Below are 26,231 nucleotides of genomic sequence, written 5' to 3' on the forward strand. Positions count from 1 at the left end.
GTCATCGGGTCGGCGCTCATGCAGGTCGGCGCTCATGCAGGTCGGCGCGCAGGACGGCACGTCCGGCGCCGCCGAGCACCTCGCCCAGAGCCGCGACCGGTACCCGGCGCTCACCGAGCGCGGCCATCTGGACGACGGTGACTGGGACGCCGCGTTCGTCCAGGGCCCCGATTACCTCATCGACGGCATCGGCGTGGTCACTTCCCCGTGAGGGTGACGACCTTCAGGCCCGGTGCCTTGTTGATCTCGCCGGAGCAGAACCGCTCGGTGACCCACTGCTTCTTGGAGAAGAGGCGGGTCTGGTCGGCGTAGTGCGGGGACGTCGGGTCCGTCGACTGGGAGTAGGTGAGGAGGGTCCGCGTGTCCGGGCAGGCGTCGCCGTCGAACGCAACCACCTGGATGTAACTGGACCCTGTGGTGATCTCCGTGTAGCCCTTGCCCGGCGTCCACGTGCCTTCGACCTTGTTGAGGATGCCGAGGTTCTCAGTCCCGCCGCCGATCGGAATCCGCTCGCCGTTGCGCGTGACGTACTGGTGGTCGCCGAGAGGCGCGTCCAGCGGAATGTTGGACTTCTTCAGCTCGTCGACCGCGTCCAGTAGAGCCTTGCGGGCGGCCCACGAGCCGGTGTTGAAGTCGCGCGGCGTGTTCACCGCGTCGGACGCGTCGAACGGCGTCGTCCACAGATCCCATGCGGAGAGCGCCTTGCGCCAGTAGCGGTCGAAGAGGAGCGCGCCCCGGCTGTCAACGTTCGCCGTCCTGTCCCACTTGGCCAGGACGTCACAGGGTTCACCGAGACCCATCTCGCGGCACATCTTCACCGTTCCGTCCGCGGCGAGTTCACCGGCGTGGTTGCGGTTCGCGAAGACGAGGTCCTGCATCTCGGTGCGGGTGAACTTGCTCTCCGCGAGCTGGTCCTGGACGGAGACGATGCCGCTCCTCGTACGGAGGCTGCGGGCGGTCTTCTCGTCGCCGATGATGCGGTCGAATCCGGTCAGCGGCTTCTCCGGGTTCGAGAGCCAGTAGCTGTCGTTCGAATTCGTGACGTAGTCGCCGCGGGTCAGCACCGGATACCGGTCGGGGTTGAGGATGCCCGGCTGAAGGGTCCCCGGGGCCTTCCCAGGAGCGCAGGACGACCGGGTCCCGTCCAGGATGGCAAGGCCCGCCTGCCGGAACGTGATGTGGCCGAGGAGGCTGTTGCAGCGGTCCGCGAACGCGTTCGTAACGTTCGGCAGCACCTGGATCTGGGCGAAGAGCGCCTTCCCGCGCGAGTCGGCCGCGATGGTGTTGACCCAGGGCAGCCCCTGAGTCTGCTTCAGTGCGCGCACCGCGTCGTCGGTCGTGCGGGCCTTGCCCAGGGCCAGCGACGTGTTCGCCAAGCGCAGGTTGGCGGCGTTCGGATCGGTGAGCGCGTAGGCGTTCCAGGTCGTCCACGGCAGCCCGATAGACGAGACCGACGTGACGATAGGCCCGTACCGGCTCCGCCACTGCGTCTTAGTGACCGGCTTGAGAGAGCCGTCCGGCTGTCGCACCTGGACGGTGACGCGCCGCTGGGTCATCTTCTCTATCTTGCCGTCCACGAAGTAGGACGTCGGGTTTCCCGGCACCAGGCGCAACTCAGTCAGGCTGAACGGGACGCCGGTCGCGACGGTGTGGCTCCACGCGAACGTGGAGGTGTGCCCGATGTTGACGGACGGCGACCCCAGCAGGGCGGCGCCGCTCACGTTCAGCTTGCCGGGGATCGTCTGCTGCATCTGCCAGAAGCGCCGCCCGTTGTGCCACGGGTAGTGCGGGTTGCCGAGGAGCAGGCCGCGCCCGTTCGCCGTGGCGTCCCCGCCCACGGCGATGGCGTTGCTGCCCATGTCGGCGTTCGCCAGCAGCTTGCGGGCGCCCTCGGCGGCCTTCGCCGTCGACGGGGCCTCGGCGGTCGCGGCGCCCGGCGGCGCCGCTTCGGTGATCTGGTTGGTGACCATGCCGGAGCCGCCGAGCATGGCGAGGGCGTAGCCGCGCCGGTAGACGTCCAGTTCGGTGATGGGCCGCAGCCACGCGGCGCCCTTGCACGCCGGGTCGGTGACCTTGCCCTCGCGCAGGTAGCGGTTGTAGCCGGCGGCCCAGCCGCGGCTGAGATCGCGCACCTCCGCGCTCGGGCCGTAGGGAGCGGGCGCGGCGGCCAGCCGCTCGACGACCCTGCTGTCGTTGATCGCGGTGAAGAACACGTCGCTGGCCATGTTGGTGGACGCCGACGACAGCGCCCCGTCCGGCGAGCCGTCCGCCCCGAAGTACTTGGAGCGCTCCCCGCTCAGCGTGACGACTCCCTGCGCGAGCAGGCAGAGGTCGTCCTTCGCCGCCGCGTAGCCGGTGCCGTAGCCGAGGCCCGCGTAGTCGCGCGCGGTGATGTGCGGGATGCCGTACTCGGTGTAGCGGATCGTCGCCGCCATGGCGCGCTCGCCGGTCGTCGCGGCGGAGGAGGACGTCACGGGCGTCAGGACGGCGGCGGCGACCACCGCGGCTCCCGCCGCGCGCAGGACGGTAGGCGACATGGGACTCCTTGATCACAGAAGTCCCGCAAAGTTCGCACAAGTGATCGTTCCTGGCAAGACCTACGGCAGGAGTCCGGGAAGGTCGGCGGCGTGGTCCTGCAGGTAGGCGGCGAGGGTCGCGGGGATCAGGTCGATGGCGGCCAGGCCGGCGGGGGTGCACGGGACGAGGTCGACGTCGTAGCGGCCCCGCGACGGGTCCTCGAACTCGGGGCCGTGCCGGCGGGACAGGTCCATCGAGGTCAGGCGGCAGACGTAGAAGGTGTTGAGGCGGTACAGCTCCGGCGACTGCTCGCCGCACGCGAACACCTGCCGGACGGGGCCGGCGGCCGCGCCGAGCTCCTCGTCCAGCTCGCGGCGCAGCGCGGCCTCGGGGGACGCGTCGTCCGGCTCGATCTTCCCGCCGGGCGTCGTCCAGTAGACGGGCCGGTCCGGGCGGGTGCGGCGCAGCAGGACCAGCGCGTCGCCGTCCAGCAGGAGGGCGCGGACCGCCCGGCGGATCCTCACGAGTTCAGGTAGGCCAGGACGGCGAGGACGCGGCGGTGCCCGCTGTCGGACGGCGGCAGCCCGAGCTTGGCGAACACGGCGCCGATGTGCTTGCTGACCGACCGCTCGGTGATGACGAGCGTGGCGGCGATCGTGGCGTTGTCGAGGCCCTGCGCCATGAGGCCGAGGACCTCGCGTTCGCGGGGCGTGAGCGTCTGCAGCGGGTCCCGGCGGGCCGTCATCAGCTGGGACACGACCTCGGGGTCGAGGGCGGTGCCGCCGGCGGCGACGCGGTCGAGGGCGTCCAGGAACTCGTCGACCCGGCCGACCCGGTCCTTCAGGAGGTAGCCGATGCCCTCGGCGCCGCCCGCGAGCAGCTCGGCGGCGTAGGTCTCCTCCACGTACTGCGACAGCACGAGCAGCGGCAGGCCGGGGATCCGCTTGCGCGCCTCGATCGCCGCGCGCAGCCCCTCGTCGCGGAACCCGGGCGGCAGCCGGACGTCGAGGACCGCGGCGTCCGGACGGTGCTCCAGGATCGCGGGCAGCACCTCGGGCCCCTCGCCGGCGGCCGCGACGACCTCGTGCCCGCCCGCGTTCAGCAGCATGACGAGCCCCTCGCGGAGCAGGACGTTGTCCTCCGCGATCACGATCCGCACGGCAGCTCCACCTCGAGCGTCGTCCCTTCCCCCTCGGGGCTGTCGATGCGGGTCGCCCCGTCGAGCGCCGCCACCCGGCGGCGGACGCCCGCGAGGCCGCTGCCCCGGTTCGGGTCGGCCCCGCCCTTGCCATCATCCCGCACCCGGATCGTCAGGCGGGCGGGTTCGCGGCGGACGGTGACCCAGCCGTGCCGGGCGCCGCTGTGCTTGGCGACGTTGGTGAGGGCCTCGGCGACGACGAAGTAGGCCGCGGCCTCGACGGCGGCGGGCGCGCGGCCGTCCCCGACGTCCATCTCGATCGGGATCGGCTGCCCGGCGGCGAGCGCGCGCAGCGCCCCGGCGAGGCCCCGGTCGGACAGGATCGGCGGGTAGATGCCGCGGATCACCGTGCGCAGCTGGGTCAGCGCCTCCTCGATGCCGTCGCGGGCCTCCAGGAACAGCGTCCGGGCCGCGTCGGGGTCGTCGCCGAACCGGCGGTCGGCGAGGCCGAGCCGCAGTGCGGCGGCGACGAGCTGCGCCTGCGTCCCGTCGTGCAGGTCGCGTTCGATGCGGCGCAGTTCGGCGCCGTGCGCCTCCAGGGCCTCGGCGCGGGTCTCGGTCAGCTCCTCGACCCGCTCGGCGAGACTCGTGCGGCGGGTGGGGCCGAGCAGCGCCGCGGCGAGCCGGGCCTGCCGGCGGACGAGCCGCGGCAGCAGCCACAGCAGGATGGCGAGGTAGAGGGCCGCCTGGACGAACGGCATCGTCAGCGCCGTCGGCCAGTCGTCCAGCGTGACGATCGCCGACTGGGAGCCCTCGGGCGCCGCCCACCACCACAGGGGCAGCGACAGCGAGAACGGGATCGCCGGCCAGATCCCCACCGCCAGCACCGCGATGGGCAGGCCGGTGAGGCCGTGCGCGGCGAGCCACGCGGCGTCCCGCCAGGTCGTCCGGGACCGGGCGAGGCGGAGCCCCTCCGCGATCCCGTCGCCCGCCGCGCGGCGGTACGGCTCGGGGATCTCGCAGCCGAGCAGCCGTCCCGCCCGGCGCCGCTCGGCGTTCGCGAGGGCCCGCAGCGGCTTCACCGCCGACGGCAGCCACGGCAGCGCCGCGGGCAGCAGGACGGCCAGCATCAGCAGCGGGACCAGCCCGAACAGCGCGGGCACGGCGGTGCGGAGGGCGGCGGCCAGCTCGCGGGTCGCCACCGCGCTGCGTTCCAGTGCGCTTCTCATCTCACCTCACCTGAAACGGTAAGTGACCGAGAGGGCCCGCGCAGCCGGGCACGCACCCGGACCGGTGGTGGAGCCAGGTACACCATGTGTCCGGGACGGCCGAACCGCGCAGCAGGTCCCCCAGGCGGCCTCTCCGCCGTTACGATCGCCACTGGCATGCTCTGTACCGGAACGGCGTGAAATGGATGATGTGGAGGTCCGGCACCTGCCGGGCGACCTGCCGCAGCTGTTCGACGACGGCGTCGGGGACGACGCCGCCGCGCGGACGCTGTCGGTGCCGCTGCCCGACGGGGATCTGGTCTGGCCGGATCCCGGCTACCCGCAGCGGCGTCCGCTGCTGCGGCCGGCACTGTGGCTGAGCGACGACCCCGTCCGCGGCGACCTGTGGGCCGCGCTGCGCGCCGAGCACGACCGGTCGGGCCTCTGGCCGCTGCTGATGGACGAGTCCGACCAGCCCTGGGCGGCCGGCCAGATCGCGCCCGAGCCGGTCGGCGAGATCGCCGACTACCACCCCCAGGCGTTCATGTACGAGGTGTGGACCGACTTCGCCGAGCAGGCGGCCGACGAGGACCTGGACGACCTCGCCCCCTACGGCCGGCACTGCCCCGGCCCCGCCCCGGCGGGCGTGCCGCTCGACGACCCGGACACGATGGCCGACCGCTACGCCCGCGTCCTCGGCGCCCGCGGCCCCTCGCTCGGCCTGGTCGCGGTCGACCGGGGCGCGGACGCGCTCACCGCCGTCGGCTGGCAGGGCGCCCTGAACCACAACGAGTGGACGGCGCCGCTGTCGGCCGTCCTGCGCAGCTGGGAGGAGCGGTTCGGCGCCCGCGTCGTCGGGCTCGGGTTCAACACCCTGGAGCTCAGCGTCGCCGCTCCCCCGGTCACCACCCGGCACGCCGTCCACGTCGCCGCGGAGCACTGGGCGTTCTGCCCGGACATCCTGTTCCAGGGCCCCGGCACGCTCCCCGGGTACGCGGAGGAGATCCGCGGCAAGACCTACTGGTCGTTCTGGTGGGACTGAGAGGCGGAATGCGGATCGGAAAGGCGCTGTCCGGGGGCATCGCGGCGGCGATCGTCCTCACGCTGGCGGCCGACGTCACCGTGCTCGTCTCCCGGGCGGGCGACGAGCCGTCCAAGGCCGGGAACCTCGTGTCGGTGGACCGGGACGCCGCCCCGCAGGCACCGGCCGTCGCACCGCTGACGCGCCGCTACACGCCGCACCTGCTGGTCGCCGGGACGTCCCCCCTGCCGCCGCAGGCCGTCGAGCGGGCGCGGCGGCTCAAGGGCGTCACCGGCCTCACGGTCGTGGACGCCGCGCGGGCCCGCGTCGGCGGCCGCCGGATGGGGCTGCTCGGCGTCGACCCGTCGAAGTTCCGGGCGTTCGCGCCGGAGGCGACCGCCGAGTCCGACCAGCTGTGGCAGACGGTCGCGTCCGGCGGGCTCGCCGTGTCCTTCGAGCAGAGCCGCGACGGGGGCCTGCCGCTCGGCGCGGTGGTCCCGGCGGGGCGCAGCTCGGGCGGCGGTCAGGTGCGCGTCGGCGCGTACGCCTCGATGGGCATCGGCGACATCGACGCCGTCGTGTCCCGCGCGCAGGCCCGCACGCTGGGCCTGCCGGACGGGAACGCCCTGGTCATCAGCGCGCCGAAGGCCGACGCGGCGAAGCTGGCGAAGCGGCTGCGGAAGATCCTCCCGCGCGGCACCAAGGTGGCGACGCTGGCGCCGTCCCGCACGTCGCGGACGAGGGCCGAGCCGAAGGGGCGCCCGCAGGTGACCGGGCGGCCGGACGGGGCGGCGGGCGAACGGACCCCCATCACCGGCAACAGGATGACGCCGACGATGCGGACCGTCCTGCTGGAGATCGCGGGCATGTTCGGCCCGTTCCCGGTCATCGGCTGCTACCGGTCGACCGGCGACCCGCAGGACCACGGCGACGGCCGCGCCTGCGACTTCATGGAGAGCACCGGCGGGCGGATGCCGAGCGCGGGCGCGCGGCGGCACGGCGACCAGGTCGCCCGGTACGCGGTCGCGAACGCGCGGCGGCTCGGCATCTCCTACGTCATCTGGCGGCAGCACATCTGGAACGTGCGCGGCGGCGGCTGGCGGCCGATGGCCGACCGCGGCAGCATCACCCAGAACCACTACGACCACGTGCACATCTCGGTGCTGCGCTGAGCGTCGCGCCGGCGCACGCGGGGCGTCAGGGCAGTTCCTGCTCGCACCAGACGACCTTGCCGCCGGCGGTGCGGCGCACGCCCCAGCGGCGCGCCAGCCGCCGGACGACGTGCAGGCCGCGGCCCGACTCCAGCATGTCGTCGTCCTCGTCGTGGAGGCGGACGCGGGGAGCGCCGTCGGAGGAGTCGAACACCTCGCAGACGAGGCCGCCCTCGCGCACCACGCGCAGCGTGACCCGTCCGCCCGCGTGCTGGATCGCGTTGGTGACCAGCTCCGACACCAGCAGCATCGTGGAGTGGGTCAGCTCGTCGAGGTCCCAGCGGGCGAGCCGGTCCCGGACGAGGCCGCGGGCCCGGCGGACGGCGGCGGGCTCGGCCGGGAGCTCCCAGGTCGCGTGGTGGTCGGCGGGGATGCGCGCCAGCCGGGCGACGAGCATCGCGATGTCGTCGCGGTGCTGGTCGTCGTAGACGCCGTCGAGCGCCGCCTGGCACAGGTCCTCCAGGGGGCGGGCGGCGGCGCCCGGCCCGAAGGTGCCGAGGAGGCGGGCGAGCCCGTCGTCGATGTCGCGGGTCCGGTTCTCCACCAGGCCGTCGGTGTAGAGGAACAGGAGCGTCCCGTCCTCGACGGTGAACTCGCGGGTCGCGATCGGGGTGTCGCCGCCGACGCCGAGCGGCGGCGCGGGCGGCACCGGCAGGTACTCCGAGGCGGCGCCGGGCGGGGCCAGCAGCGGCGGCAGGTGCCCGGCGCTCGCCACCTCGCACCGGCCGCTGACCGCGTCGTAGACGACGTAGGCGCAGGTCGCGAAGTGCGGTTCGCGCTCGCCGAGCGTCGCCATCAGCGAGTCGAGCCGCTCCAGCGCCTCGGCGGGCGGCAGCTCCAGCCCGGCGAGGGTGTGGATGGCGGTGCGGAGCCGGCCCATCGTGACGGCGGCCTTCACGCCGTGCCCGGCGACGTCCCCGACCACGAGCGCGACGCGGGCGCCGGGCAGCGCGATCGACTCGTACCAGTCGCCGCCGACCTCGATGCGGCGGCTGCCCGGCAGGTAGCGGTGGTGCACCTCGACCGGCGACGGCGCCGACAGGCCCGTCGGCAGCAGGCTGCGCTGCAGGGTGAGCGCGGTGGCGCGCTCCCGCGAGTACTGGCGGGCGCTCTCCACGAAGATGGACGCCCGGTTGGCGAACTCCATCCCGATCTCGACGTCGTAGGCGTCGAACGGGCGGTGCGCGAGGTTGCGGCTGCAGACGAAGAAGCCGAGCACGCCCGCCGACGACACGATCGGGAGCAGCAGCATCGACGCGCCCTTGAGCAGGTCGGCGACCGGCGGGCGGCGCCACGCGCCCGCGAGCCGCGCCGCGCCCTCGCCGCCGAGGGCGCGCAGCACCGGCTCGCCCGACTCCAGGCACAGCGCGTGCGGGGTGCCCGGCGGGTAGACGAGGGACTCGCCGGTCGGGAACGTCGCGTCCCAGGCCGGGTCCTCGTCGTCGAAGCCGATCGCCATCCGGCGCAGCTGCGGCCCGTCCGGGCCCTCCGGCGGCTCGTCGGCGTCGATGTGGCTCTCGGCGAGCAGCAGCGCGCCGGAGTTGCAGAAATGCGGGACGAGGACGTCCATCAGCCCGCGCGCCAGCAGTTCCAGGTCGAGGGTGGAGCCTATGCGCGGCAGGGCGTCGTCCAGCAGCGCCCGGCGGATGACGGCCGGGTCGACGAACCGGTCGGCGAGCGGCACCGGCACCCGGATGACGGCGAGCGCGGCCGGCTCCGGCGCCCCGCCCGGGAGGCCCGCCGGGGCGCCGCCGCTCATGGGGTGGACGGTCACGACCGCGTCCAGCGTCCCGCCCGCCGGGGTCTCCACGGCGAGCATGGCGGTGCGCTCCCGGCCGGCCTTCAGCGCCTCCAGCAGCGGCTCCCGCGCGCCCGGGATCAGTTCGTCCAGGTAGGCGCCCGGAAGGTCGTCCGCATTCCGGGCGAGAACGGCGGCGGCGTTGCGGTCGAACTGCAGAATTCTCCCCGACGATTCCATACCGAGAATGAGAATTCGGGTGGACGACTCCATCGCTCGATTATGGGACATCGGACGGCCGGATGAGGCCGATACCGGAGGGGAGGCATGTCCCTAACGGGGCTCGTGGGCCTCGGCCAGGAACTGACGCCAGGTCCGCTTCCCGACGGCGTGCCCGGGGGTGAGGTGGTGGCCTGCGCGGAAGCCGCGCCCGGCCTTCCCCGGCAGCGGCAGCGGCACCCGGACGGGACGCCGCAGGCCGCGCGCCTCCAGGTAGCCGGCCAGCATCTCCTCCACGGTGAGCACCTCGGGGCCGCCCATGTCGTCGACCCGCCGCGCGGGCCCGGCGGCGAGCGCCAGCTCCGCGAGCCGCGCCGCGACCTCGGCGACGTCGACCGGCTGGTCCCGCAGCCCCTTCGGCACGCCGACCACACCGGGGACCTTGGTGAGGACGTTGAAGACCGCGGCGGGCAGCGTGTGGAACTGGGTGGCCCGCAGGATCGTGTACGGGAGCCCGGAGTCCTCGATGTGCCTCTCCACCGCGTACTTCGTCCGGTAGTAGCCGTAGTCGATCTTGTCGACGCCCACGATCGAGATGTAGACCAGGTGCGGGGCGCCCTGCCGGCGCGCTGCCTCGACCAGGCGGCGGGAGGCGGGCAGGTCCCGCTTGGGATGGAACGGGTCGCTGGCGCAGTGCACGATCGTCTCCGCGCCCTCGACCGCCGCGTCCACGCCCTCACCGGTGTACAGGTCGCCCTTGTGCCAGGTGAGGCCCGGCTCCGCGGCCCTGTCCCGGCGGCTGAGCCCGTGCACGTCCGCGCCCGCCTCGCGCAGCAGCCGGACGACGGGCCGGCCCAGCGTCCCGGTGGCCCCGGTCACGAGAATCATCGGTTCCTCCTCGGTGTGTCGGACACGTTCGGCAAGACCGGGTGGACGCCCGGAATGTGACACCCGGCCGCGCCGCCGTCAGGACGATCCGAAGACCTGCGGCGGCGGGACGGGCGTGGCGATCTCCTCGCCGTCGTGCAGCGGCGCCGCGCCGGCGCAGAACGCGGCGAGGTCGCCGCCGTCCATGACGCGCGCCCGGACGATGCCGCCGGCGGCGCGCCGGGTCAGCTCGGCGACCGGCAGCGGCTCCTGCGACGCGGCCACGATCAGGTTGCCGAACCGGCGGCCCCGCAGCACCCCCGGATCGCCCATCAGCACCGTGTGCCGGAACACCGACCGGATCGTGGCGGTGACCCGGCGCGCGAACGGCAGCCGGAACCCGTCGGCGACGTTGGCCACGTAGACGCCGCGCGGCCGCAGCACCCGGGCGGCGTCCAGGACGAACTCGCGGGTCGCGAGCTCCGGCGGCATCGACGCCTCGGCGAAGGCGTCCATCACCACCAGGTCGTCGGCGTCGTCGGCGAGCGCCGCGATGCCGGCGCGGCCGTCGGTGATGCGGATCCGCAGGCCGGGGACGCCCTTCACCGGCAGCCGCTCGCGGACGAGCTGCACCAGCTCCGCGTCCGGCTCCAGCACGATCTGCCGCGACCCCGGCCGGGTCGCGGCGATGTAGCGGGGCAGCGTGCAGCCGGCGCCGCCGATGTGCACCGCGTCGAACGCCTCGCCGTCCGCGCCGACGCAGTCGACCACGTCGCCGATCAGCCGCATGTACTCGAAGTCGAGGTAGGTGGGGTCGGACAGGTCGACATAGGACTGCGGCACACCGCCGACGAGCAGCATCCAGCCGCCGTCGCGGTCGGCGTCGCGCAGCAGTTCGGCCTCCCCGCCCGCGATCCGGAAGGTCCGCGGCGGCGAGCCGTGCCTGCGCTTGCGTGCCATACCCCCACCCTACGGACCCGTTCGCCGGGGCACCGGCCGACCGTCACGTTCGTTCGGTGACGGCGGGCTCGGCGGCGAAATGGCAGGCGCTCGGGTGCGATGAGCCGTCCCGCTCGACCAGGGACGGCACCTCCTCGGCGCAGACGTCCCGCGCCATCCAGCAGCGGGTGCGGAACCGGCAGCCGGACGGCGGGTCCAGCGGCGAGGGCGGCTCGCCCTCCAACTGGATCTGGTCCGACCAGCCCGGCGCGTCCGGGTCGGGCACGGGCACCGCCGACAGCAGCGCCTGCGTGTACGGGTGCGTCGGATGCTCGTAGATCTGCGCCTCGTCCCCGGTCTCGACGACCTTGCCCAGGTACATGACGGCGACGCGGTCGGAGATGTGCCGGACGGCCGCCAGGTCGTGCGCGATGAACACGTACGCCAGGCCCAGCTCGCGCTGCAGCTCGGCGAGCAGGTTCATCACCTGCGCCTGGACGGAGACGTCCAGCGCCGACACCGGCTCGTCGCACACGACCACGTCGGGGCGCAGCGCGAGGGCGCGGGCGATCCCGACGCGCTGGCGCTGCCCGCCGGAGAACTGGTGCGGGTACCGGTTGACGTGGTCGGGTTCGAGCCCGACCAGCTCCAGCAGCTCCTGGACCCGCCGGCGCCGCTCCCCCTTCGGCGCGGCGCCGGGGTGGATCGCGAACGGCTCGCCGACGATGTCGCCGACGGTCATCCGGGGGTCGAGGGAGGAGTAGGGGTCCTGCATCACCAGCTGGATGCGGCGGCGCAGCGCCCGCAGCTCCTGCTTCGGCAGCGCGAACACGTCCCGGCCGTCGAAGCGGACCGTCCCGGCGGTGGGCCGCTCGGCGGCGAGCAGCAGCTTCGCCAGCGTCGACTTCCCGCAGCCGGACTCGCCGACGACGCCGAGCGTCTCGCCGCGCCGCAGCTCCAGGTCGACGCCGTCCACGGCCTTCACCTGGCCGACCGCCCGCTTCACCAGCACGCCCCGGGTCACCGGGTAGTGCTTGACGAGCCCCTCCACCTGGAGGATCGGCGCGCCGCCCTGCTCGGGCGCCGCACGCGGGTCGGGCGCTTCATTCGGGTCCGGCACCGTGGACCTCCTCGGCGAAGTGGCAGGCGGCCTCGTGGCCGGGCGCGACGGTGACCAGCGGCGGCCGCTCCGCCGCGCAGAGCGCCTCGGCGCGGGGGCAGCGCGGCTGGAACGGGCAGCCGGGCGGGAGCGCGGCCGGGTTCGGCGGCGCCCCCTTGATCGGGACGAGCGGCGCGCCGCGCCGGTCGAGGCGCGGCACCGACGCGAGCAGGCCGCGGGTGTAGGGGTGCGCGGGCCGCGCGTACAGCTCGCGGGCGGGCGCCTGCTCGGCGACCGACCCCGCGTACATGACGACGATCCGGTCGGCGACGCCGGCGACGACGCCGAGATCGTGGGTGATCAGCACCATGCCCATCCGCAGCTCGTCCTGGAGACCGGCGAGCAGCCGCATGATCTGCGCCTGGACGGTCACGTCCAGCGCGGTGGTCGGCTCGTCGGCGATGAGGACGTCCGGCTCCAGCGCCAGCGCCATCGCGATCATGATGCGCTGGCGCATGCCGCCGGAGAACTGGTGCGGGTAGTCGCCGAGCCGCTTGGCGGCGGACGGGATCCGCACCCGCTCCATCAGCTCGACGGCCTTGCCGCGGGCCGCCCGCCGGCCGAGCCCGCGGTGCACCCGGTACATCTCGCCGAGCTGGTCGCCGACGGTGAACACCGGGTTCAGCGCGGTCAGCGCGTCCTGGAAGATCATCGAGATGCGGTCGCCCCGGTAGGCGCGGCGGCGCCGCTCGGGCAGGCCGAGCAGCTCCTCGCCGCGCAGCCGCACCGAGCCGCGCTCGACGCGGGCGGGCGGCACGTCCAGGATGCCCATGACGGCCTGGGCGGCGACGCTCTTGCCCGATCCGGACTCGCCGAGGATCGCGAGCGTCTCCCCCTCGTCGAGGGTGTACGACAGGCCGTTCACCGCGTGGACGTCCTGGCCGCGCACGCGGAACCGGACGTGCAGGTCGTCGACGCGCAGCAGCGGCGGCGGCGCCGGGGCGTCCTTCAGGTCAGTGAGCATGGTCGGAGGTCACCGCAGCTTCGGGTCGAGGGCGTCGCGGGCGGCGTCGCCGAGCATCAGGAAGCTCAGCACCGTCGCCGACAGGAACACGGCGGGGAAGACCAGCAGGTGCGGGTGGTCGATGAACGCGTCCTTCGCCTGGTTCAACTGGAGGCCCCAGGACACCTCCGGGTACTGGAGGCCGACGCCGAGGAAGTCCAGCGTCGCCTCCCCCACGATCACGTTGCCGACGTTGAGGGTGGCGACCACGATCACCGGGGCGATCGCGTTCGGCAGGATGTGCCGCGCCATGATCCGCGCGTCGGACGCGCCGAGCAGCCGGGACGCCTGCACGTAGTCGGCGTCGCGGACGGCGATGACCTGCCCGCGCATGATGCGGATCATCGTCGTCCAGCCGAGCAGCACCAGGACCAGCGTCATCGCCCACACGCCGTGCGAGGGGAACGCCACGAGGATCACCGTGGCGCCGAGCACGAACGGCAGCCCGAAGAACACGTCGGTGATCCGCGCGATCAGGGCGTCCAGCAGGCCGCCGTAGTAGCCGGCGAGCAGCCCGAACACGAGCGCGATCGCCAGCGCGAACAGGGTGACGGCGACGCCGATCAGCAGCGTCGGGCGGGCGCCGTGGACGACGTGCGCGTAGTAGTCGCAGCCGGCGAGGTCGGTGCCGAACCAGTGGTCGCCGGACGGGCCGAGCTTGGCGGCGTTCGGGTCGCAGCCCTGGTTGACGTCCCTGCCGGTGAACAGCCGCGGCAGCGCCGCCATCACCGCCACGACCGCGAGGATCGCCACCGACCCCCAGAACACCCAGCGGCGCCGCAGGTCGCGCCACGCGTCGTCCCACAGCGAGGCTCGGCCGACCTCGCCGCCCGCGGCGGCGACCGCCGCGGCGCTCGTCCCGGCGGCGCCGGTCTCGGGCCCCGGCTCGGCGCCGGGCGGCGGCCCGGCGTCCGGCTCCTTGATCGTCATGCGCGCCTCACTCGTACCTGATCCGCGGGTCGAGCACCCCGTACAGCAGGTCCACGACCAGGTTGACCAGCAGGAAGATCAGCACCAGCACGGTGACCGCGCCGACCACGACCGGGCCCTCCTTCAGCTGGATCGACTGGAACACCTGCTGCCCGATGCCCGGCAGGTTGAAGATGCCCTCGGTCACGACCGCGCCGCCCATCAGGTTGCCGAAGTCGACGCCGAGGTAGGTGACCACCGGGATCAGCGAGTTGCGGAGCGCGTGCCGGCCGACCACCCGCGCCCGCGACAGGCCCTTGGCGTTCGCGGTGCGCACGTAGTCGGCCCGCAGGTTCTCCGACAGGCTCGTCCGCGTCAGCCGCGCCACGTACGACAGGCCGAGCGAGCCGAGCACGATGCCGGGCAGCAGGTAGCTCATCGGCCAGCCCTCGTCCGTCCCGGCCGTGGGGAAGATCTGCCAGTGCAGCCCGAACAGCAGCTGCGCCGTGTACCCGAGGACGAACACCGGCACCGCGATCACCAGCGTCGTCCCGCCGAGGACGAGGCTGTCGGCGAACCTCCCGCGGCGCAGGCCCGCCCACGTGCCGAGCGCGATCCCGATCGCCAGCTCGAAGATCCACGCGGTGAGGGCGAGCTGCGCGGTCACCGTCCACCGCCCGCTGAGCATCTCCGACACGCTCTGGCCCGTGTAGTTCTCGCCCAGGTCGCCCTGGAACAGGCCCCACATGTACTTCGCGTACTGCACCAGCAGCGGGTCGTTCAGGTTGTACCGGTCCCGGAGCGTCTGCAGGACGTTCTCCGGGACCGGTTTGTCCCCGGCGAGCGCCTGGATCGGGTCGCCCGGAAGCGCGAACACCATCACGTAGATGAGCAGCGTCGTGCCGATGAAGACGGGGACCGCCTGCAGGAGCCGCCGTAGGACGTAGCGCCACATCGCGGGCTACTTCACCGTCACATCCGTCGCGACCAGACCCGTGGAGAACGGGGTGATCGTGACATGGTCGACGTTCTTGGACCGGCCGCCCTGCCCCGCCCACGTCCAGAGCGGGATCATCGGCATCTCCCGGATCGCGATGTCCTCGGCCTGGTTGTAGAGCGCGAGGGCCTGCTGCTGGTCGGCGGTCCGGTTGGCCTGGTCGATGAGGCCGTTGAACTCCTTGTTGTCCCAGCCCATGCGGTTGTCCGGGCCCCACATGTTCTCCAGGTAGTTCTGGGGGCTCGGGTAGTCGGCCTCCCAGTTCTGCCGGTACGGGCCCTTCTCCGAGTGCTCGCGCAGCATGGAGAAGTAGTCGGACGCGGGCACCTGGCGGAACTGGATGTCGGTGATGCCGAGGTTGTCGCGCAGCGAGTTCGCGACGATCTGCATCCACTGCGCGTAGGTCGGCTGCGCGTTGGAGAAGTACAGCTCCATCGTCCCCTTGAACCCGCCGGCCTTGTCGAACAGCTGCTTGGCCTTCGCCGGGTCAAAGGTGCACAGCTCGCCGCACGCGTTGTCGCGGTGCCCCGGGATGATGGACGGGATGAGCGAGTCGGCGGGGAAGTAGTCGCCGTTGTAGACCGCCTTGTTGATGCCCTGGCGGTCGATGACCATCGAGATGGCCTTGCGCAGGTCGGGGTTGTCGAACCGCTTGTCGAACAGCGGGAAGCCGAGGTAGTCGGTGGTGCTCATCTTCCGGGCGAGGAACCGGTCGCCGAGCAGCCGCTTCGCCTCGGGCACCTTCGCCGCCGGGATCGTCTGCAGCACGTCGATCCGGCCGGCGCGCAGATCGGTGTAGGCGGTGTCGGCGCTGGAGTAGCTCTTCCAGGTCACGCCCTTGTTCTTCGGCTTGCGCGGCCCGGTGTAGCCCGGGAACGCGACGAGCTTGATCTGCTTGTTGCGCTCCCAGTTGCCGTCCATCATGTACGGCCCGTTGCCGATCGGATGCTCGTCGAACGCCTTGAGGTCCTTCAGCCCCGCCTTCGGCATCGGCGCGTACGCCGGATATGTCAGCAGCAGCGGGAACTGGCTGAACGGCGCGTTGAGCGTGACCTTCATCGCGTCGGGCCCGGTCACCTCCACGCCGGACAGCGTGTCGGCCTTCGGCTTGGCGTTCTCGTCCTCCGGGTTCATCTCCTCGTACCCCTTGATGTAGGAGAAGTACGAGTTGGCGCCCATGGCGTTCGGGCCGTACGCGGCGCTGTTCCACGCGTCCGCGAAGCTCTGCGCGGTGACCGGCTCCCCGTTGTGGAACTTCTGCCCCGGCCGGACCTTGATCGTCCAGACCTTCTGGTCGTCGGACGTGACGGACTCGGCGGCCAGCGGCACGGCCTTCCCGTCCGCGCTGAGCGTCATCAGGTTGTCGAACAGCTCGGTGATCACGTCGAAGGAGTAGCTGCTGGTGGTGTTGGCGGGCACCAGGTGGTCGGGCTCGGAGTGGCCGACGGTGAACGTCCCGTCCCCGGCCCCCGCCTCGTCCCCGCCGCACCCCGACAGCCCCAGCGACGCGGCGAGCACCACCGCGGCGACCCCCGCCACCGTCCTCCGGACACCCCTCTGGCTGGTCATGCTCCTCCTCGGCCCAGTCACGCCGTGGCGCCGCGGGCGCTTGGCCGCCCGCCGCACCTAGATTGCTCGCAGCGTCGTACCGCCGGTGACCGTTTGGACACACCGCTGACGGAGTCGAAACCGGATCGAGACGTTCTTGATCATGCACCACCCCATCCCCCGCAAACCCACCCCGACCAGACACCGCACCCCGAATCCACCCGCCATTGACACACCCCGCCCCCCGCGGAAAATGAACCCTCATCGCGAACCAACCCAAGCTGAGATGGTGGACGGAGCAAGCCAACGATTCGGGAACGTGGCGTATGGCAAGGCCGAACAGACCGGCGACGCAGAGCACGACAAGGCCTGACGAACCGGGGACGCGGAACACGGCAAGACCGGACGGACCGCGGACGCGGAACCCAGCAAGATCAGACAGACCGCGGACGCGGCGGACGGCAAGGTCGAACAGACCGGGGGCACGGTGCACAACAAGATCGGACAGGCCGGGGACGCGGAACACGACGAGGCCGGACGGACCGGAGGCGCGGCGGACGACGAGGCCGGGCGGATCTGCGCCGACCTGATCCGGTTCGACACCACGAACCGGGGTGAGGGGGTGGCGCGTCCGGAGCGGCCGGTGGCGGAGTACGTCGCCGGGCTGCTGGACGAGGCCGGCGTCGAGGCGAAGATCGTCGAGGCGGCGCCGGGGCGGGCGAGCGTGCTCGCGCGCATCGCGGGCACCGATCCGTCCCATCCCGCCTTCCTGATCCACGGGCACCTGGACGTGGTGCCCGCCGACGCGGCCGAATGGGCGGTGCCGCCGTTCTCCGGCGAGGTGCGCGACGGGTGCGTGTGGGGGCGCGGCGCGGTCGACATGAAGGGCAGCCTCGCGATGACCCTGGCGGTCGTGCGGCGGCGGCTGCGCGAGGGGCGCCGCACGCGCGGCGACCTGGTGCTGGCGTTCCTCGCGGACGAGGAGTGCACCGGCGAGTACGGGTCCCGGTACGTCGCCCGCGAGCACCGTGAGGTCTTCGAGGGCTGCGCGGAGGCGATCAGCGAGTCCGGCGGGTTCAGCGTGGACGCGGGCGGGACGCGGATCTATCCGATCGCGACGGGCGAGCGCGGCACCATGTGGATGAAGCTGACGGCGCGCGGCACGGCCGGGCACGGCTCCAAGCCGGCGCCCGACAACGCGGTCGCCGAGATCGCGCACGCCGTGTCCCGCATCGCCGCGCACCCGTGGCCCGCCCGCCTCACACCGGGCGTGCGGGCCCTGCTGGACGGCCTGGCGGACGCGCTCGGCACCACCATCGACCACGACCGCCTCGACGCGGAGGCCGAACGCCTCGGCCGCGCCGGCCACCTGTTCGCCGGGACGATCCGCAACTCGGCCAACCCGACCCGCCTCGACGCCGGATACAAGGTCAACGTCGTGCCGGGCACCGCGACCGCCCAGGTCGACGGCCGCTACCTGCCCGGCACCGGCGAGGAGTTCCTCGCCGTGATCGACCGGCTGCTCGGCCCGAAGGTGACCCGCGAGTTCATCAACCACGAGGAGGCCCCGGCCGCCGACCCGGCCGGGCCGACGTTCGCCGCCCTCGCGGACGCGCTCCGCGCCGAGGACCCGCTCGCCCGCCCCGTCCCGTACGTGATGGCGGGCGGCACCGACGCGAAGTCGTTCCACCGCATCGGCATCACGAGCTTCGGCTTCGCCCCCCTCCTCCTCGGCCCCGACCTCGACTACTTCGGCATGTTCCACGGCATCGACGAACGCGTCCCCCTGGACGCCCTGGCCTTCGGCACCCGCGTCCTAGACCACTTCCTGACCACCCGCTGACCCACCCCCACAACCGACACCCCCGCCCGCCCCACTCCCAGCCCAAAGCCACCCGCCACCCGCCACCCGCTCAACGCCCACAGCGACCGCCCAGCCTGCAGCGGCGGGGCGTGCTTCAGATAGCGAACGGGTGCGCGGGTGGGGTGGCCCCCGGCCGCGGGTGGGCGGACAGGGCGGTGGGCGGGCGGACAGGGCCGGGTGGGTTATTGGGACTTTTGGTATGACCTGGTGGAGTAGGTGGCCAGAATTACGGTGGCGGCGGTCAGGGCCAGCAGCCAGGAGGCGTGCATGGCGGTCGACGTCCAGTCGGGGGTGGCGGACAGGGCGGCGCGGGAGGTGTCGAGAGCCCAGCTCACCGGGTTCGCGGCGGCGACATGGCGGATCCAGGACGGCATCAGGTCCTTGGGCATGAACGCCGAGGACAGGAAGGTCAGGGGCAGCAGCAGCATCACGTTCAGGCCGATGATGGTGTTGCGGTCGCGGACGAGCAGGGCGAGCGTGTTCGACAGCGAGGCGAGGACGACGCCGATCAGCACCGCGGCGGCGACCAGGACGGCGAGGCCCGTGAGGCCGCCGGGGTAGTCGGCGCCCGCGGCCCAGCCGAGCAGGATGATCACGAGGGACTGGAAGGCCGTGCTGAGGGACTGCTCGATGACGCCGGCGTTCACCAGGGCGCCGCGGCGCACCGGGGTGACCAGGAAGCGGTTCAGGGTGCCGCGCTCGATCTCGTCCATGGTCGCCATCCCGGCGAACGAGTTCAGCGACACCGCGTTCATGATCACGACGCCGGGGACGATGTAGTCGAGGTAGGACTGGGCGCCGAAGCCGGGGAGTTCGGCGACCCTCTTGAACAGCTCGCCGAACAGGAACAGCCAGATCATCGGCTGCACCAGCGTCATGACGAGCACGGCGGGGTTGCGCAGCAGCGCCGACAGCCGCCGGTGGGTCATCCACCAGGTTCCGGCCGCCGGGTTTCCCGAAGGCAGGGCGGTCATCGGGCACCTCCGGCGGTGACGGGCTCGGCGTCGGCGAGGCGGCGTCCGGCGTAGCGGAGGTACACGTCGTCGAGGGACGGCCGCGCGACGGTCGCCGCGGCGGCGGGGACACCGGCCTGGTCGAGGGCGGCGAGGACGGCCGGCACCGCGGACGCGCCGTCGGCCGTGCGGGCGCTGAGGAGGCGCCCGTCCAGGGTGATCTCGCCGATGCCGGGCAGCCGGCCGAGGGCGTCCCGTACCAGGGGCCCGGGCGGCGCCTCCCGCCATTCGACGTGGACGGCGTCGCCGTTCAGCTCGCCCTTGAGGCCGTCGGGGGTGCCGGTGACGACGACGCGGCCCTTGTCCACGATCGCCAGCCGCCGGGCGAGCCGGTCGGCCTCGTCCAGGTAGTGGGTGGTCAGTAGGATGGCGAGGTCGTCGTCGCCGGCGAGCCGGGCGATCTCGGCCCACATGGACGCGCGGGCCTCCGGGTCGAGCCCGGTGGTGGGCTCGTCCAGGAAGAGGACCTGCGGGCGGTGGACGAGCCCGATGGCGACGTCGAGGCGCCGCTGCATCCCGCCCGAGTAGGTCTTCACGGGACGGGTCGCCGCGTCGTCGAGCCCGAACCGGGCGAGCAGTTCGGCAGCGCGGTGGCGTGCCCGCGCCCCGGGCAGCCCGTACAGGCGGCCCTGCAGGACCAGGTTGTCGCGGCCGCTCGCGTCGGGGTCGGCGCCCGACTTCTGCGACACGACGCCGATCACGCGGCGGACCCGGTCGGGCCGGCGCAGGACGTCGTGCCCGGCGACCGCGGCGGTGCCCGCGTCCGGGCGGATCAGCGTGGTGAGGATCTTGACGGTGGTGGACTTGCCCGCCCCGTTGGGGCCGAGCAGCCCGAGGATCTCGCCCCGCCCGACCGTGATGGACAGCCCGTCCAGGGCCCGGACGTCGCCGGGGTAGTTCTTCACGAGGCCCTCGGCCTCGATGGCATGCGCCATGGTCTCCTCCGTTGCAGCGCAACGTGCTCGACGGAGGGGTCCCGGATAGGCTGGAGATGCGTGCTCGCCGCCAGGGCCCGCTCCGCGTGGGTTCTCGGTGGTGGGTTCTCCGGCCCGGTGGTGGTGTTGCCGCACCGCCGCCGGGCCTCTTCGCGGCTACCTCTCGGGGGCTCCCCTCTCCGCCAGTTCGGCGATCTCGGGCGGTATCTCCCCGGTCTCGTGGAACGCCCGCCACATGCCGAGGCCGGGCAGCGTGCCGTCCTCGATCTCGGCGAGGAAGCCGCGCACCCACGCCGCCTCGGCGCGCCTGATGGCCAGGTCGTACTCCTCCTCGATCAGGAAGATGCGCGGGACCTCCGTCTCGGCCGCCAGCGCGGCCTCGTCGTCGGCGATCTGCCGCTCCATCGCGTCGAGGCGCCGGCGCAGCAGCCCGGCCACCTCGTCGGGCGCCAGGGCGCCGAGGACCGACAGCCCGGCCTCGAAGCGCGGCATATCCCGCTCGGGCACCGTGATCAGCTCGCGGACCCAGTCGGCCATCTCCCGCATCCCGGCGTCCGTGATGCGGTAGACGGTCCGCTCGGGGCGCGCCCCTTCGCGGACGCTGCCCTCGACGGCCAGGAACCCGTGCTTCTCCAGGTTGCCGACGACGGTGTAGAGCGAGCCCCACTTGATGTCCATGTCGCGGTCCTTTCCGCGCGCGCGCATCAGGGCCGCCATCTCGTACGGGTGCATCGGCCTGGCGGAGACCGTCGACAGCACGGCGAGCCCGAGAAGGTTGCTCACCTTGCGCCGCTTGGCCATCTCGCTCTCCTCGTGCACGAGTACTCGTAGACGAGTATCGCAGAAGCCCTCCGCCGCGTCCACCCGTCGGTCCGCGAGATCCGGAAGGGGTAGAGAACACTGCGTGGACTTCTCCAGTGCGGCCGACGAGCTCTACGGCGCCCGGCCGGCGGACTTCGTGGCGACCCGCAAGCGCCTGGCGCAGGACGCCAAGCAGGACGGCGACGCGGCCCTCGCCAAGCGGATCGGCGCGCTGCGGCGGCCGACGCTGTCGGCATGGGCGGTCAACCTCCTCGCCCGCTCCGCCGCCGGCGAGCTGGACCGGCTGCTGGACGTGGGCGCCGAGATGCGCTCGGCGTGGGGCTCCGGCACCGGCCTCGGCGACCTGGAGCGGCGCCGCGCCGAGCTGATCGCCTCGCTGGTGCGGTCCGCCGGCGATCTCGCGGCCGAGGCGGGCAACGCCCTGCGCGAGCAGGCCGTCCGCGAGGTGGAGGACACGCTCCAGGCCGCGACCGTCGACGCCGACATCGCCGAGGAGGTCCGCGGGGGACGCCTCTCCCAGCCGCGCAGCCACACCGGTTTCGTCCCCGCCGGGTTCCCCATGGCCCCGCCGGACGAGGAGCGCCCCTTCAAACCGAAGCCGGAGAAGACGCCTCCCAAGCGGGCCCCGGCCGAAGAGGCCGAGAAGCCCGCCCGGCCGAAGCCGAAGACGAACGTCACGCGGACGAGCGCCGCCCGCGCCCGCCGCGCGGAGACGCTCCGCAAGCGCGCCGAGGAGGCCGAGCGCAAGCTGGCCGATCGCGAAGAGCAGGCGGACGCGGCGAAGCGCGAGGCCGAGGACGCGTCCGCCGAGGTGGGACGCCTCCGCCACGAACTGGACCGCGCGGTCGCCGCCCGGGACGCCGCGTCCCGCCGGGCCGAGCGCGCCGAGCAGAACCGGGCGCGGGCGGAGGAGGCGGCCCGCGAGGCGCGTGAGGCCGCCGCCGAGGCCCGCCGCGCCGCCGACCGCGACGCCCGGCAGGGCTGACCGCCGCAACCGCCTCACCACCCCGGCGGCAAAACGGATGTTCAGCATGAAGTAGGTTCGATCAGAACGTGATTCGATAATCAGAGGGGGCGCGCGGTGACGGCACCGGTCGTGGAGCAGCCGACTGACTGGACCGAGCCGGGCGCTCATCCGGTGGTGCCGGGGGTGCACCGGATCCCCCTGGCGCTGCCCATCCCGTCGCTGCACGCGGTGAACGTCTACGTCATCGAGGACGCCGAGGGCCTGGTCGTCATCGACTCCGGCTGGGCGATGCCCGACACGCGCGCCGCCATGGAGCGGGCCCTCCGCACGCTCGGCCACGGGCTGGACGACGTGGCGCAGTTCCTCGTCACGCACGCGCACTGGGACCACTACTCGCAGGCGCTCGCGCTCCGCGAGTCGTTCGGGACGCGGGTGCGGATCGGCCGCGGCGAGCGGCCGTCCATCGAGGCGTTCGACATGAACCGCGGCCTGCACCCCCGCCAGGTCGAGATGCTGCGCCGCTGCGGCGCGGACGCCCTCGCGAACGAGATCGCGAGCCTGCCGGTGGACCGTTCCGAGCGCGACGTCCCGCACACCCTGCCGGACGCCTGGCTGGACGACGGCGAGCGCGTCGGCCTCACCGCGCGCGGCCTGGACGTCGTCGCCACGCCCGGCCACACCCGCGGCCACATCGTGCTCCGCGACGCCGCCGACGGGCTGCTGTTCGCCGGCGACCACATCCTTCCGCACATCACGCCGTCCATCGGGCTGGAGACCGAGCCGGAGCCGAAGCCGCTGCGCAGCTACCTGGAGTCGCTGCGGCTGGTCCGCGACATGCCGGACACACTGCTGCTGCCCGCGCACGGACCGGTGAAGCCGAGCGTCCACACCCGGATCGACGAGCTGCTGGAGCATCACGCCGAGCGCCTCGACGCCGCCGCCGCGCAGGTCCGCGCGGGCCGCGACACGGCGTTCGCGGCCGCCGCGGCCATGCCGTGGACGCGCCGCCGGCGCGCGCTCGGCGACCTCGACGCGTTCAGCCGGATGCTGGCCGTCCTGGAGATCGAGGCCCACTTGGACGTGCTCGCGGACCGGGGCGTGCTGGACGTCCACGACGAGAACGGCGTCCGCCGCTACGCCGCGAAGCGCTGACCCCGCCCCCGGGCGCCGGGAATCGGCCGGGTTAGGCTGTTCCTCCGCTTTCCCCGGCCGAAGGAGCGGCGATGACGCTCGCCCCCGAGTTCACTGCGATCACGTCACCGGAGGAGCTGCGCGAACTCCTCGGCGCGCCGATGCGCAGGGCGATCGACAAGGAGCGCGCGACGCTGCACGCCTGGGACCGGGAGTGGCTCGCCCGCACCCCGTTCTGCCTGATCTCCACCAGCGACGCGGACGGCAACTGCGACGTCTCCCCCAAGGGCGACCCGCCCGGCTTCGTGCACGTCATCGACGACACGACGATCGCCATCCCGGACCGTCCCGGCAACCGCCGGGCCGACGGGTTCATGAACGTGCTGAGCAACCCGCACGTCGGCCTGATCTTCCTGATCCCGGGCCGCGGCGAGACACTGCGGATCAACGGCCGCGCCACACTCGTCCGCGAGGCGCCGTTCTTCGACGAGATGATCGTCAAGGGCAACCGGCCCGCCCTCGCCCTCATCGTGGACATCGAGCAGATCTTCTTCCACTGTGCCAAGGCACTGATGCGCTCGAAGGTCTGGAAGCCCGAGACGTGGGCTCCGGAAGCACTGCCGTCCCACGCCCGGATAGTCAAGGACGTCCAGTACACCGAGGAGAACCTGGAGCAGTTGGAGGAGTACTACTCCGAACGCAACTACTCCAAGAAGCTCTACGGCGGCTGACCCACCGCTCGGCCGAACCCCCGCGCGGGTGCGCGGGGGTCGATCGGTGGGCGGGGCGCGTCAGCCGCTCTTGCGGCGGAACTGGCGCTGGTGGTCGGCGCGGTCGTGCTTGCCGCGCACCTTCGAGCCGCTCCTGCCGGACCCGCCGGCGTTCTTGCCCGCCGCTCCGCGCTTGCGCTCCAGTGCCTCCCGGAACCTGCGCTTCACGTCGTCCTCGCCGTCGGCGGGTTCTCCTGACGTCTCGGCCATGCGGACCTCCAGCTCTGTTAGGGGCACCCCCAGCCTCACACATCGGCGGGCGGATCGGCCATCCGGCCCCGCCCGGAAGATCAACTTGGGAGATTCCGCCGCAAACCGCGCCAGTCGTGATCGTTCTCTCCTATGGTTTGTGCACGTGGAGCCCCAGACGCCGCAGGCAGAGTCCGTCCCCGCGCATCCGCCGCTGGAGGCGCTCGCCGTCCAGCCACTGCTGAACCGTGACTACGAGTCCCGCCCCGCCGTCTTCTACGAGCGGCTCCGCGAGGAGTACGGGCCCGTGGCGCCGGTGGACGTCCTCGGCGTCCCGGCGTGGCTCGTGATCGGCTACGCCCAGACCCTCGACATCCTGCGCGACACCCGCGGCATCTGGAGCAGGCGGGTGGAGAGCTGGCGCCACTACCGGGACGGCGCCGTCCCGGCGGACTGGCCGATGCTGCCGGTGGTCGAGTCCGACAACTCGGCCTTCCGGGACGGCGCCGACTCCACCCGGCTGCGCAGCGCCTGGGCCGAGGGCCTGCGGCCGTACCAGGACCGCACCCGGCCCGAGGCCAAGGCGCTGGAGCAGGCCGTCCGGCGGCACGCCGACGAGCTGATCACCGTGCTGTCGGAGAACGGCGGCCCGTCCGGCTGGGCCGACCTGTCCGCCCAGTACGCGCGGCCGCTGCCGCTGATGGTGATCGGGCGGCTGCTCGGCACGGACGGCGACGGGGACGGGGACGGGGACGGGGACGACGAGCTGATCATCGACCTGTGGCGGGTGATGGACGCCGGCCCGGACGCGCAGGAGGCCTCCGCCCGGCTGCTCGCCCGGGTCGCCGACGTGTGCGCGGCGCGCACCGCCTCCCCCGGCGCCGACCTGCCGTCCTTCATGCTCGCCGCGGTCCCGGACCTGACCGCCGAAGAGCTGACCCGCGAGATGGCGATGATGACCGGCCTCGTCGGCGACGTGACGGGGACGCTGATCTGCAACACCATCACCGAGGTGCTGATCGGCGAGACGGGGGCGCGCGACAGCATGTCGGCCGGCATGCTCCAGGAGGCGATCAACCGGGCGTCGGCGGCGAACCCGCCGATGGCGAACCTGTCGTTCCGGTGGCCGAAGACCGACGTCCGCCTCGGCCGGTTCCAGATCGCGGCCGGCGACCCGGTCATGGTGTCGCCCGCCGCCGCGCACCTGGACCCGGCGTTCACCGCCTCCACCACGCCGGACTCCATCTACAGCTCCCGCGCCCACCTGGCCTGGAGCGCGGGCCCGCACGCCTGCCTCGGCCGCGACCTCGCCACCACCATCACGACGATCGCGGTGGAGCGGCTGTTCGACCGGTTCACCTCGCTGCGGCTGGCGCTGCCCGCCGACCAGCTCCCGTGGCGCTCGTCGCCGCTGATGCGGGGGCTGCGGTCGCTGCCGGTCATCTACGAGATGGCGGGGAGCCCGCCGGAGCCGGCGCCCGCCGCCCCCGCCGACCCGGAGGAGGCCCCGGAGGAGAAGGCGGCGGACGGGCGCGGGGCGAACTCGCTGGTGCGGCGCGTCCTGGGGCTGATGCGCCGGTCCTGACCGGCGGGGCGCCATGTTTGGACACGGGCGCCCGGGAACGTTCTCCCCGGTAGGCGCGCAGGGAGGACGAACGATGCCTGACATGAGCGACAAGCACAGCCCGAAGCTCGACGACGAGATCGCCCACGAGACGCAGGGCATGGTCCGCGGCGGGCACCCCACGCACGCCGAGGAGTTCAAGGAGACCGAGCCGTTCTCCGACGACGCCCCCGCCGACCCGACCCGGGCCGCCGCCGACGACCGGGAGGGCTCCCCGCCCGGGATGAGCGCGCAGGACGTCGAGGGCCGCAGCTCCCTCGCCCGGATGCTCACCGGCGTCCGGTACCCGGCCCGCCCGAACGAGCTGATCCGGCACGCCGCCGAGGGCGGCGCGCCCGACGACGCGGTCGAGCAGCTCCGGACGCTGCCCAAGCGCGAGTACGAGAACGTCGCGGACGTCGCCGAGGAGCTCGGCTACGGCCGCGAGGAGCGCCGCTACTGA

At 73.2% G+C, this 26,231-nt stretch carries 25 protein-coding genes; 9 read left to right on the forward strand and 16 right to left on the reverse strand.

Annotation, left to right across the window (positions count from 1 at the left end; genetic code table 11):
* The first annotated feature begins 34 nt into the window (after positions 1-34).
* Positions 35-211, forward strand: coding sequence for a hypothetical protein (locus ABFX46_RS34600; protein WP_346048149.1), 177 nt, complete (start codon positions 35-37; stop codon positions 209-211).
* Here ABFX46_RS34600 and ABFX46_RS34605 read toward each other — a convergent pair.
* Genes ABFX46_RS34605 through ABFX46_RS34620 form a run of 4 tightly spaced genes read right to left on the reverse strand, consistent with a single transcriptional unit; the run spans position 198 to position 4,884 of the window.
* Positions 198-2,537: a penicillin acylase family protein gene (locus tag ABFX46_RS34605; protein WP_346048150.1), complete on the reverse strand. Its 2,340-nt coding sequence runs from the start codon at positions 2,535-2,537 to the stop codon at positions 198-200. The genes ABFX46_RS34600 and ABFX46_RS34605 overlap by 14 nt on opposite strands.
* Before the next feature lie 60 nt (positions 2,538-2,597).
* Positions 2,598-3,041: an NUDIX hydrolase gene (locus tag ABFX46_RS34610; protein WP_346048151.1), complete on the reverse strand. Its 444-nt coding sequence runs from the start codon at positions 3,039-3,041 to the stop codon at positions 2,598-2,600.
* Positions 3,038-3,676: a LuxR C-terminal-related transcriptional regulator gene (locus ABFX46_RS34615; protein ID WP_346048153.1), complete on the reverse strand. Its 639-nt coding sequence runs from the start codon at positions 3,674-3,676 to the stop codon at positions 3,038-3,040. Before ABFX46_RS34615 ends, ABFX46_RS34610 begins: the two co-directional genes overlap by 4 nt.
* Positions 3,664-4,884 carry a sensor histidine kinase gene (locus tag ABFX46_RS34620; RefSeq protein ID WP_346048154.1) on the reverse strand — a complete coding sequence of 407 codons (1,221 nt, stop codon included), beginning with the start codon at positions 4,882-4,884 and terminating at the stop codon, positions 3,664-3,666. Before ABFX46_RS34620 ends, ABFX46_RS34615 begins: the two co-directional genes overlap by 13 nt.
* Before the next feature lie 181 nt (positions 4,885-5,065).
* Between ABFX46_RS34620 and ABFX46_RS34625 the strand changes: the two genes are divergently transcribed.
* Positions 5,066-5,905, forward strand: a complete 840-nt coding sequence (locus ABFX46_RS34625; RefSeq protein ID WP_346048155.1) for a DUF4253 domain-containing protein — start codon at positions 5,066-5,068, stop codon at positions 5,903-5,905.
* 8 nt (positions 5,906-5,913) lie between these two features.
* Positions 5,914-7,056 (forward strand): VldE C-terminal domain-containing protein, encoded by a 1,143-nt coding sequence (locus ABFX46_RS34630; protein WP_346048156.1) that lies wholly within the window; start codon positions 5,914-5,916, stop codon positions 7,054-7,056.
* A gap of 25 nt (positions 7,057-7,081) precedes the next feature.
* On the opposite strand, the gene ABFX46_RS34635 is transcribed toward ABFX46_RS34630, so the two are convergent.
* The 8 genes from ABFX46_RS34635 to ABFX46_RS34670 all read right to left on the reverse strand — a co-directional run bounded on the left by ABFX46_RS34635 (position 7,082) and on the right by ABFX46_RS34670 (position 16,495).
* Positions 7,082-9,073, reverse strand: a complete 1,992-nt coding sequence (locus tag ABFX46_RS34635; protein WP_346048157.1) for an ATP-binding SpoIIE family protein phosphatase — start codon at positions 9,071-9,073, stop codon at positions 7,082-7,084.
* Positions 9,074-9,166: 93 nt separating this feature from the next.
* On the reverse strand, positions 9,167-9,940 hold the full coding sequence (locus tag ABFX46_RS34640; protein ID WP_346048158.1) for an SDR family oxidoreductase: 774 nt from the start codon (positions 9,938-9,940) through the stop codon (positions 9,167-9,169).
* Positions 9,941-10,018: 78 nt separating this feature from the next.
* Complete coding sequence (locus tag ABFX46_RS34645) at positions 10,019-10,879, reverse strand: spermidine synthase (RefSeq protein ID WP_346048159.1); 861 nt, start codon at positions 10,877-10,879, stop codon at positions 10,019-10,021.
* A 43-nt stretch (positions 10,880-10,922) separates the two neighbouring features.
* Positions 10,923-11,978, reverse strand: coding sequence for an ABC transporter ATP-binding protein (locus ABFX46_RS34650; RefSeq protein ID WP_346048161.1), 1,056 nt, complete (start codon positions 11,976-11,978; stop codon positions 10,923-10,925).
* Entirely contained in the window at positions 11,962-12,981 is a 1,020-nt protein-coding gene (locus ABFX46_RS34655) for an ABC transporter ATP-binding protein (protein ID WP_346048162.1), read from the reverse strand. Before ABFX46_RS34655 ends, ABFX46_RS34650 begins: the two co-directional genes overlap by 17 nt.
* 9 nt (positions 12,982-12,990) lie before the next feature.
* Positions 12,991-13,950, reverse strand: coding sequence for an ABC transporter permease (locus ABFX46_RS34660; RefSeq protein ID WP_346048163.1), 960 nt, complete (start codon positions 13,948-13,950; stop codon positions 12,991-12,993).
* 7 nt (positions 13,951-13,957) lie between these two features.
* The gene (locus tag ABFX46_RS34665) at positions 13,958-14,884 is read right to left on the reverse strand and encodes an ABC transporter permease (protein WP_346048165.1); all 927 of its coding nucleotides are present in this window, start codon (positions 14,882-14,884) and stop codon (positions 13,958-13,960) included.
* Positions 14,885-14,890: 6 nt separating this feature from the next.
* Positions 14,891-16,495, reverse strand: a complete 1,605-nt coding sequence (locus tag ABFX46_RS34670) for a peptide ABC transporter substrate-binding protein (protein ID WP_346048166.1) — start codon at positions 16,493-16,495, stop codon at positions 14,891-14,893.
* A 466-nt stretch (positions 16,496-16,961) separates the two neighbouring features.
* On the opposite strand from ABFX46_RS34670, the gene ABFX46_RS34675 reads away from it, so the two are divergent.
* Positions 16,962-18,317, forward strand: a complete 1,356-nt coding sequence (locus ABFX46_RS34675; RefSeq protein ID WP_346048167.1) for a M20/M25/M40 family metallo-hydrolase — start codon at positions 16,962-16,964, stop codon at positions 18,315-18,317.
* A gap of 203 nt (positions 18,318-18,520) precedes the next feature.
* Here the strand turns inward: ABFX46_RS34675 and ABFX46_RS34680 are convergent, their stop codons facing one another.
* The 3 genes from ABFX46_RS34680 to ABFX46_RS34690 form a co-directional block, all read right to left on the reverse strand.
* Positions 18,521-19,312: an ABC transporter permease gene (locus ABFX46_RS34680; RefSeq protein ID WP_346048168.1), complete on the reverse strand. Its 792-nt coding sequence runs from the start codon at positions 19,310-19,312 to the stop codon at positions 18,521-18,523.
* Positions 19,309-20,286 carry an ATP-binding cassette domain-containing protein gene (locus tag ABFX46_RS34685; protein ID WP_346048169.1) on the reverse strand — a complete coding sequence of 326 codons (978 nt, stop codon included), beginning with the start codon at positions 20,284-20,286 and terminating at the stop codon, positions 19,309-19,311. The genes ABFX46_RS34680 and ABFX46_RS34685 overlap by 4 nt, the downstream gene beginning before the upstream one ends.
* A gap of 156 nt (positions 20,287-20,442) precedes the next feature.
* Positions 20,443-21,150, reverse strand: a complete 708-nt coding sequence (locus ABFX46_RS34690) for a PadR family transcriptional regulator (RefSeq protein WP_346048170.1) — start codon at positions 21,148-21,150, stop codon at positions 20,443-20,445.
* Positions 21,151-21,190: 40 nt separating this feature from the next.
* On the opposite strand from ABFX46_RS34690, the gene ABFX46_RS34695 reads away from it, so the two are divergent.
* From ABFX46_RS34695 to ABFX46_RS34705, 3 genes are all read left to right on the forward strand, one after another.
* A complete protein-coding gene (locus ABFX46_RS34695) occupies positions 21,191-22,093 on the forward strand; it encodes a hypothetical protein (protein ID WP_346048171.1) in 903 nt (300 codons plus the stop codon).
* A gap of 96 nt (positions 22,094-22,189) precedes the next feature.
* Positions 22,190-23,227 (forward strand): MBL fold metallo-hydrolase, encoded by a 1,038-nt coding sequence (locus ABFX46_RS34700; protein WP_346048172.1) that lies wholly within the window; start codon positions 22,190-22,192, stop codon positions 23,225-23,227.
* Positions 23,228-23,298: 71 nt separating this feature from the next.
* Positions 23,299-23,937, forward strand: a complete 639-nt coding sequence (locus ABFX46_RS34705; RefSeq protein WP_346048173.1) for a pyridoxamine 5'-phosphate oxidase family protein — start codon at positions 23,299-23,301, stop codon at positions 23,935-23,937.
* Positions 23,938-23,997: 60 nt separating this feature from the next.
* Here ABFX46_RS34705 and ABFX46_RS34710 read toward each other — a convergent pair whose 3' ends face one another.
* Entirely contained in the window at positions 23,998-24,186 is a 189-nt protein-coding gene (locus ABFX46_RS34710; RefSeq protein WP_346048174.1) for a DUF5302 domain-containing protein, read from the reverse strand.
* 145 nt (positions 24,187-24,331) lie between these two features.
* Here ABFX46_RS34710 and ABFX46_RS34715 point away from each other — a divergent pair, with 145 nt between their 5' ends.
* On the forward strand, positions 24,332-25,750 hold the full coding sequence (locus tag ABFX46_RS34715; RefSeq protein WP_346048175.1) for a cytochrome P450 family protein: 1,419 nt from the start codon (positions 24,332-24,334) through the stop codon (positions 25,748-25,750).
* Positions 25,751-25,832: 82 nt separating this feature from the next.
* Entirely contained in the window at positions 25,833-26,231 is a 399-nt protein-coding gene (locus ABFX46_RS34720; RefSeq protein ID WP_346048176.1) for a DUF2795 domain-containing protein, read from the forward strand.

The sequence above is a fragment of the Actinomadura chokoriensis genome, assembly GCF_039529475.1.
In the GTDB taxonomy this organism is placed as follows: Bacteria; Actinomycetota; Actinomycetes; order Streptosporangiales; family Streptosporangiaceae; genus Spirillospora; species Spirillospora bangladeshensis.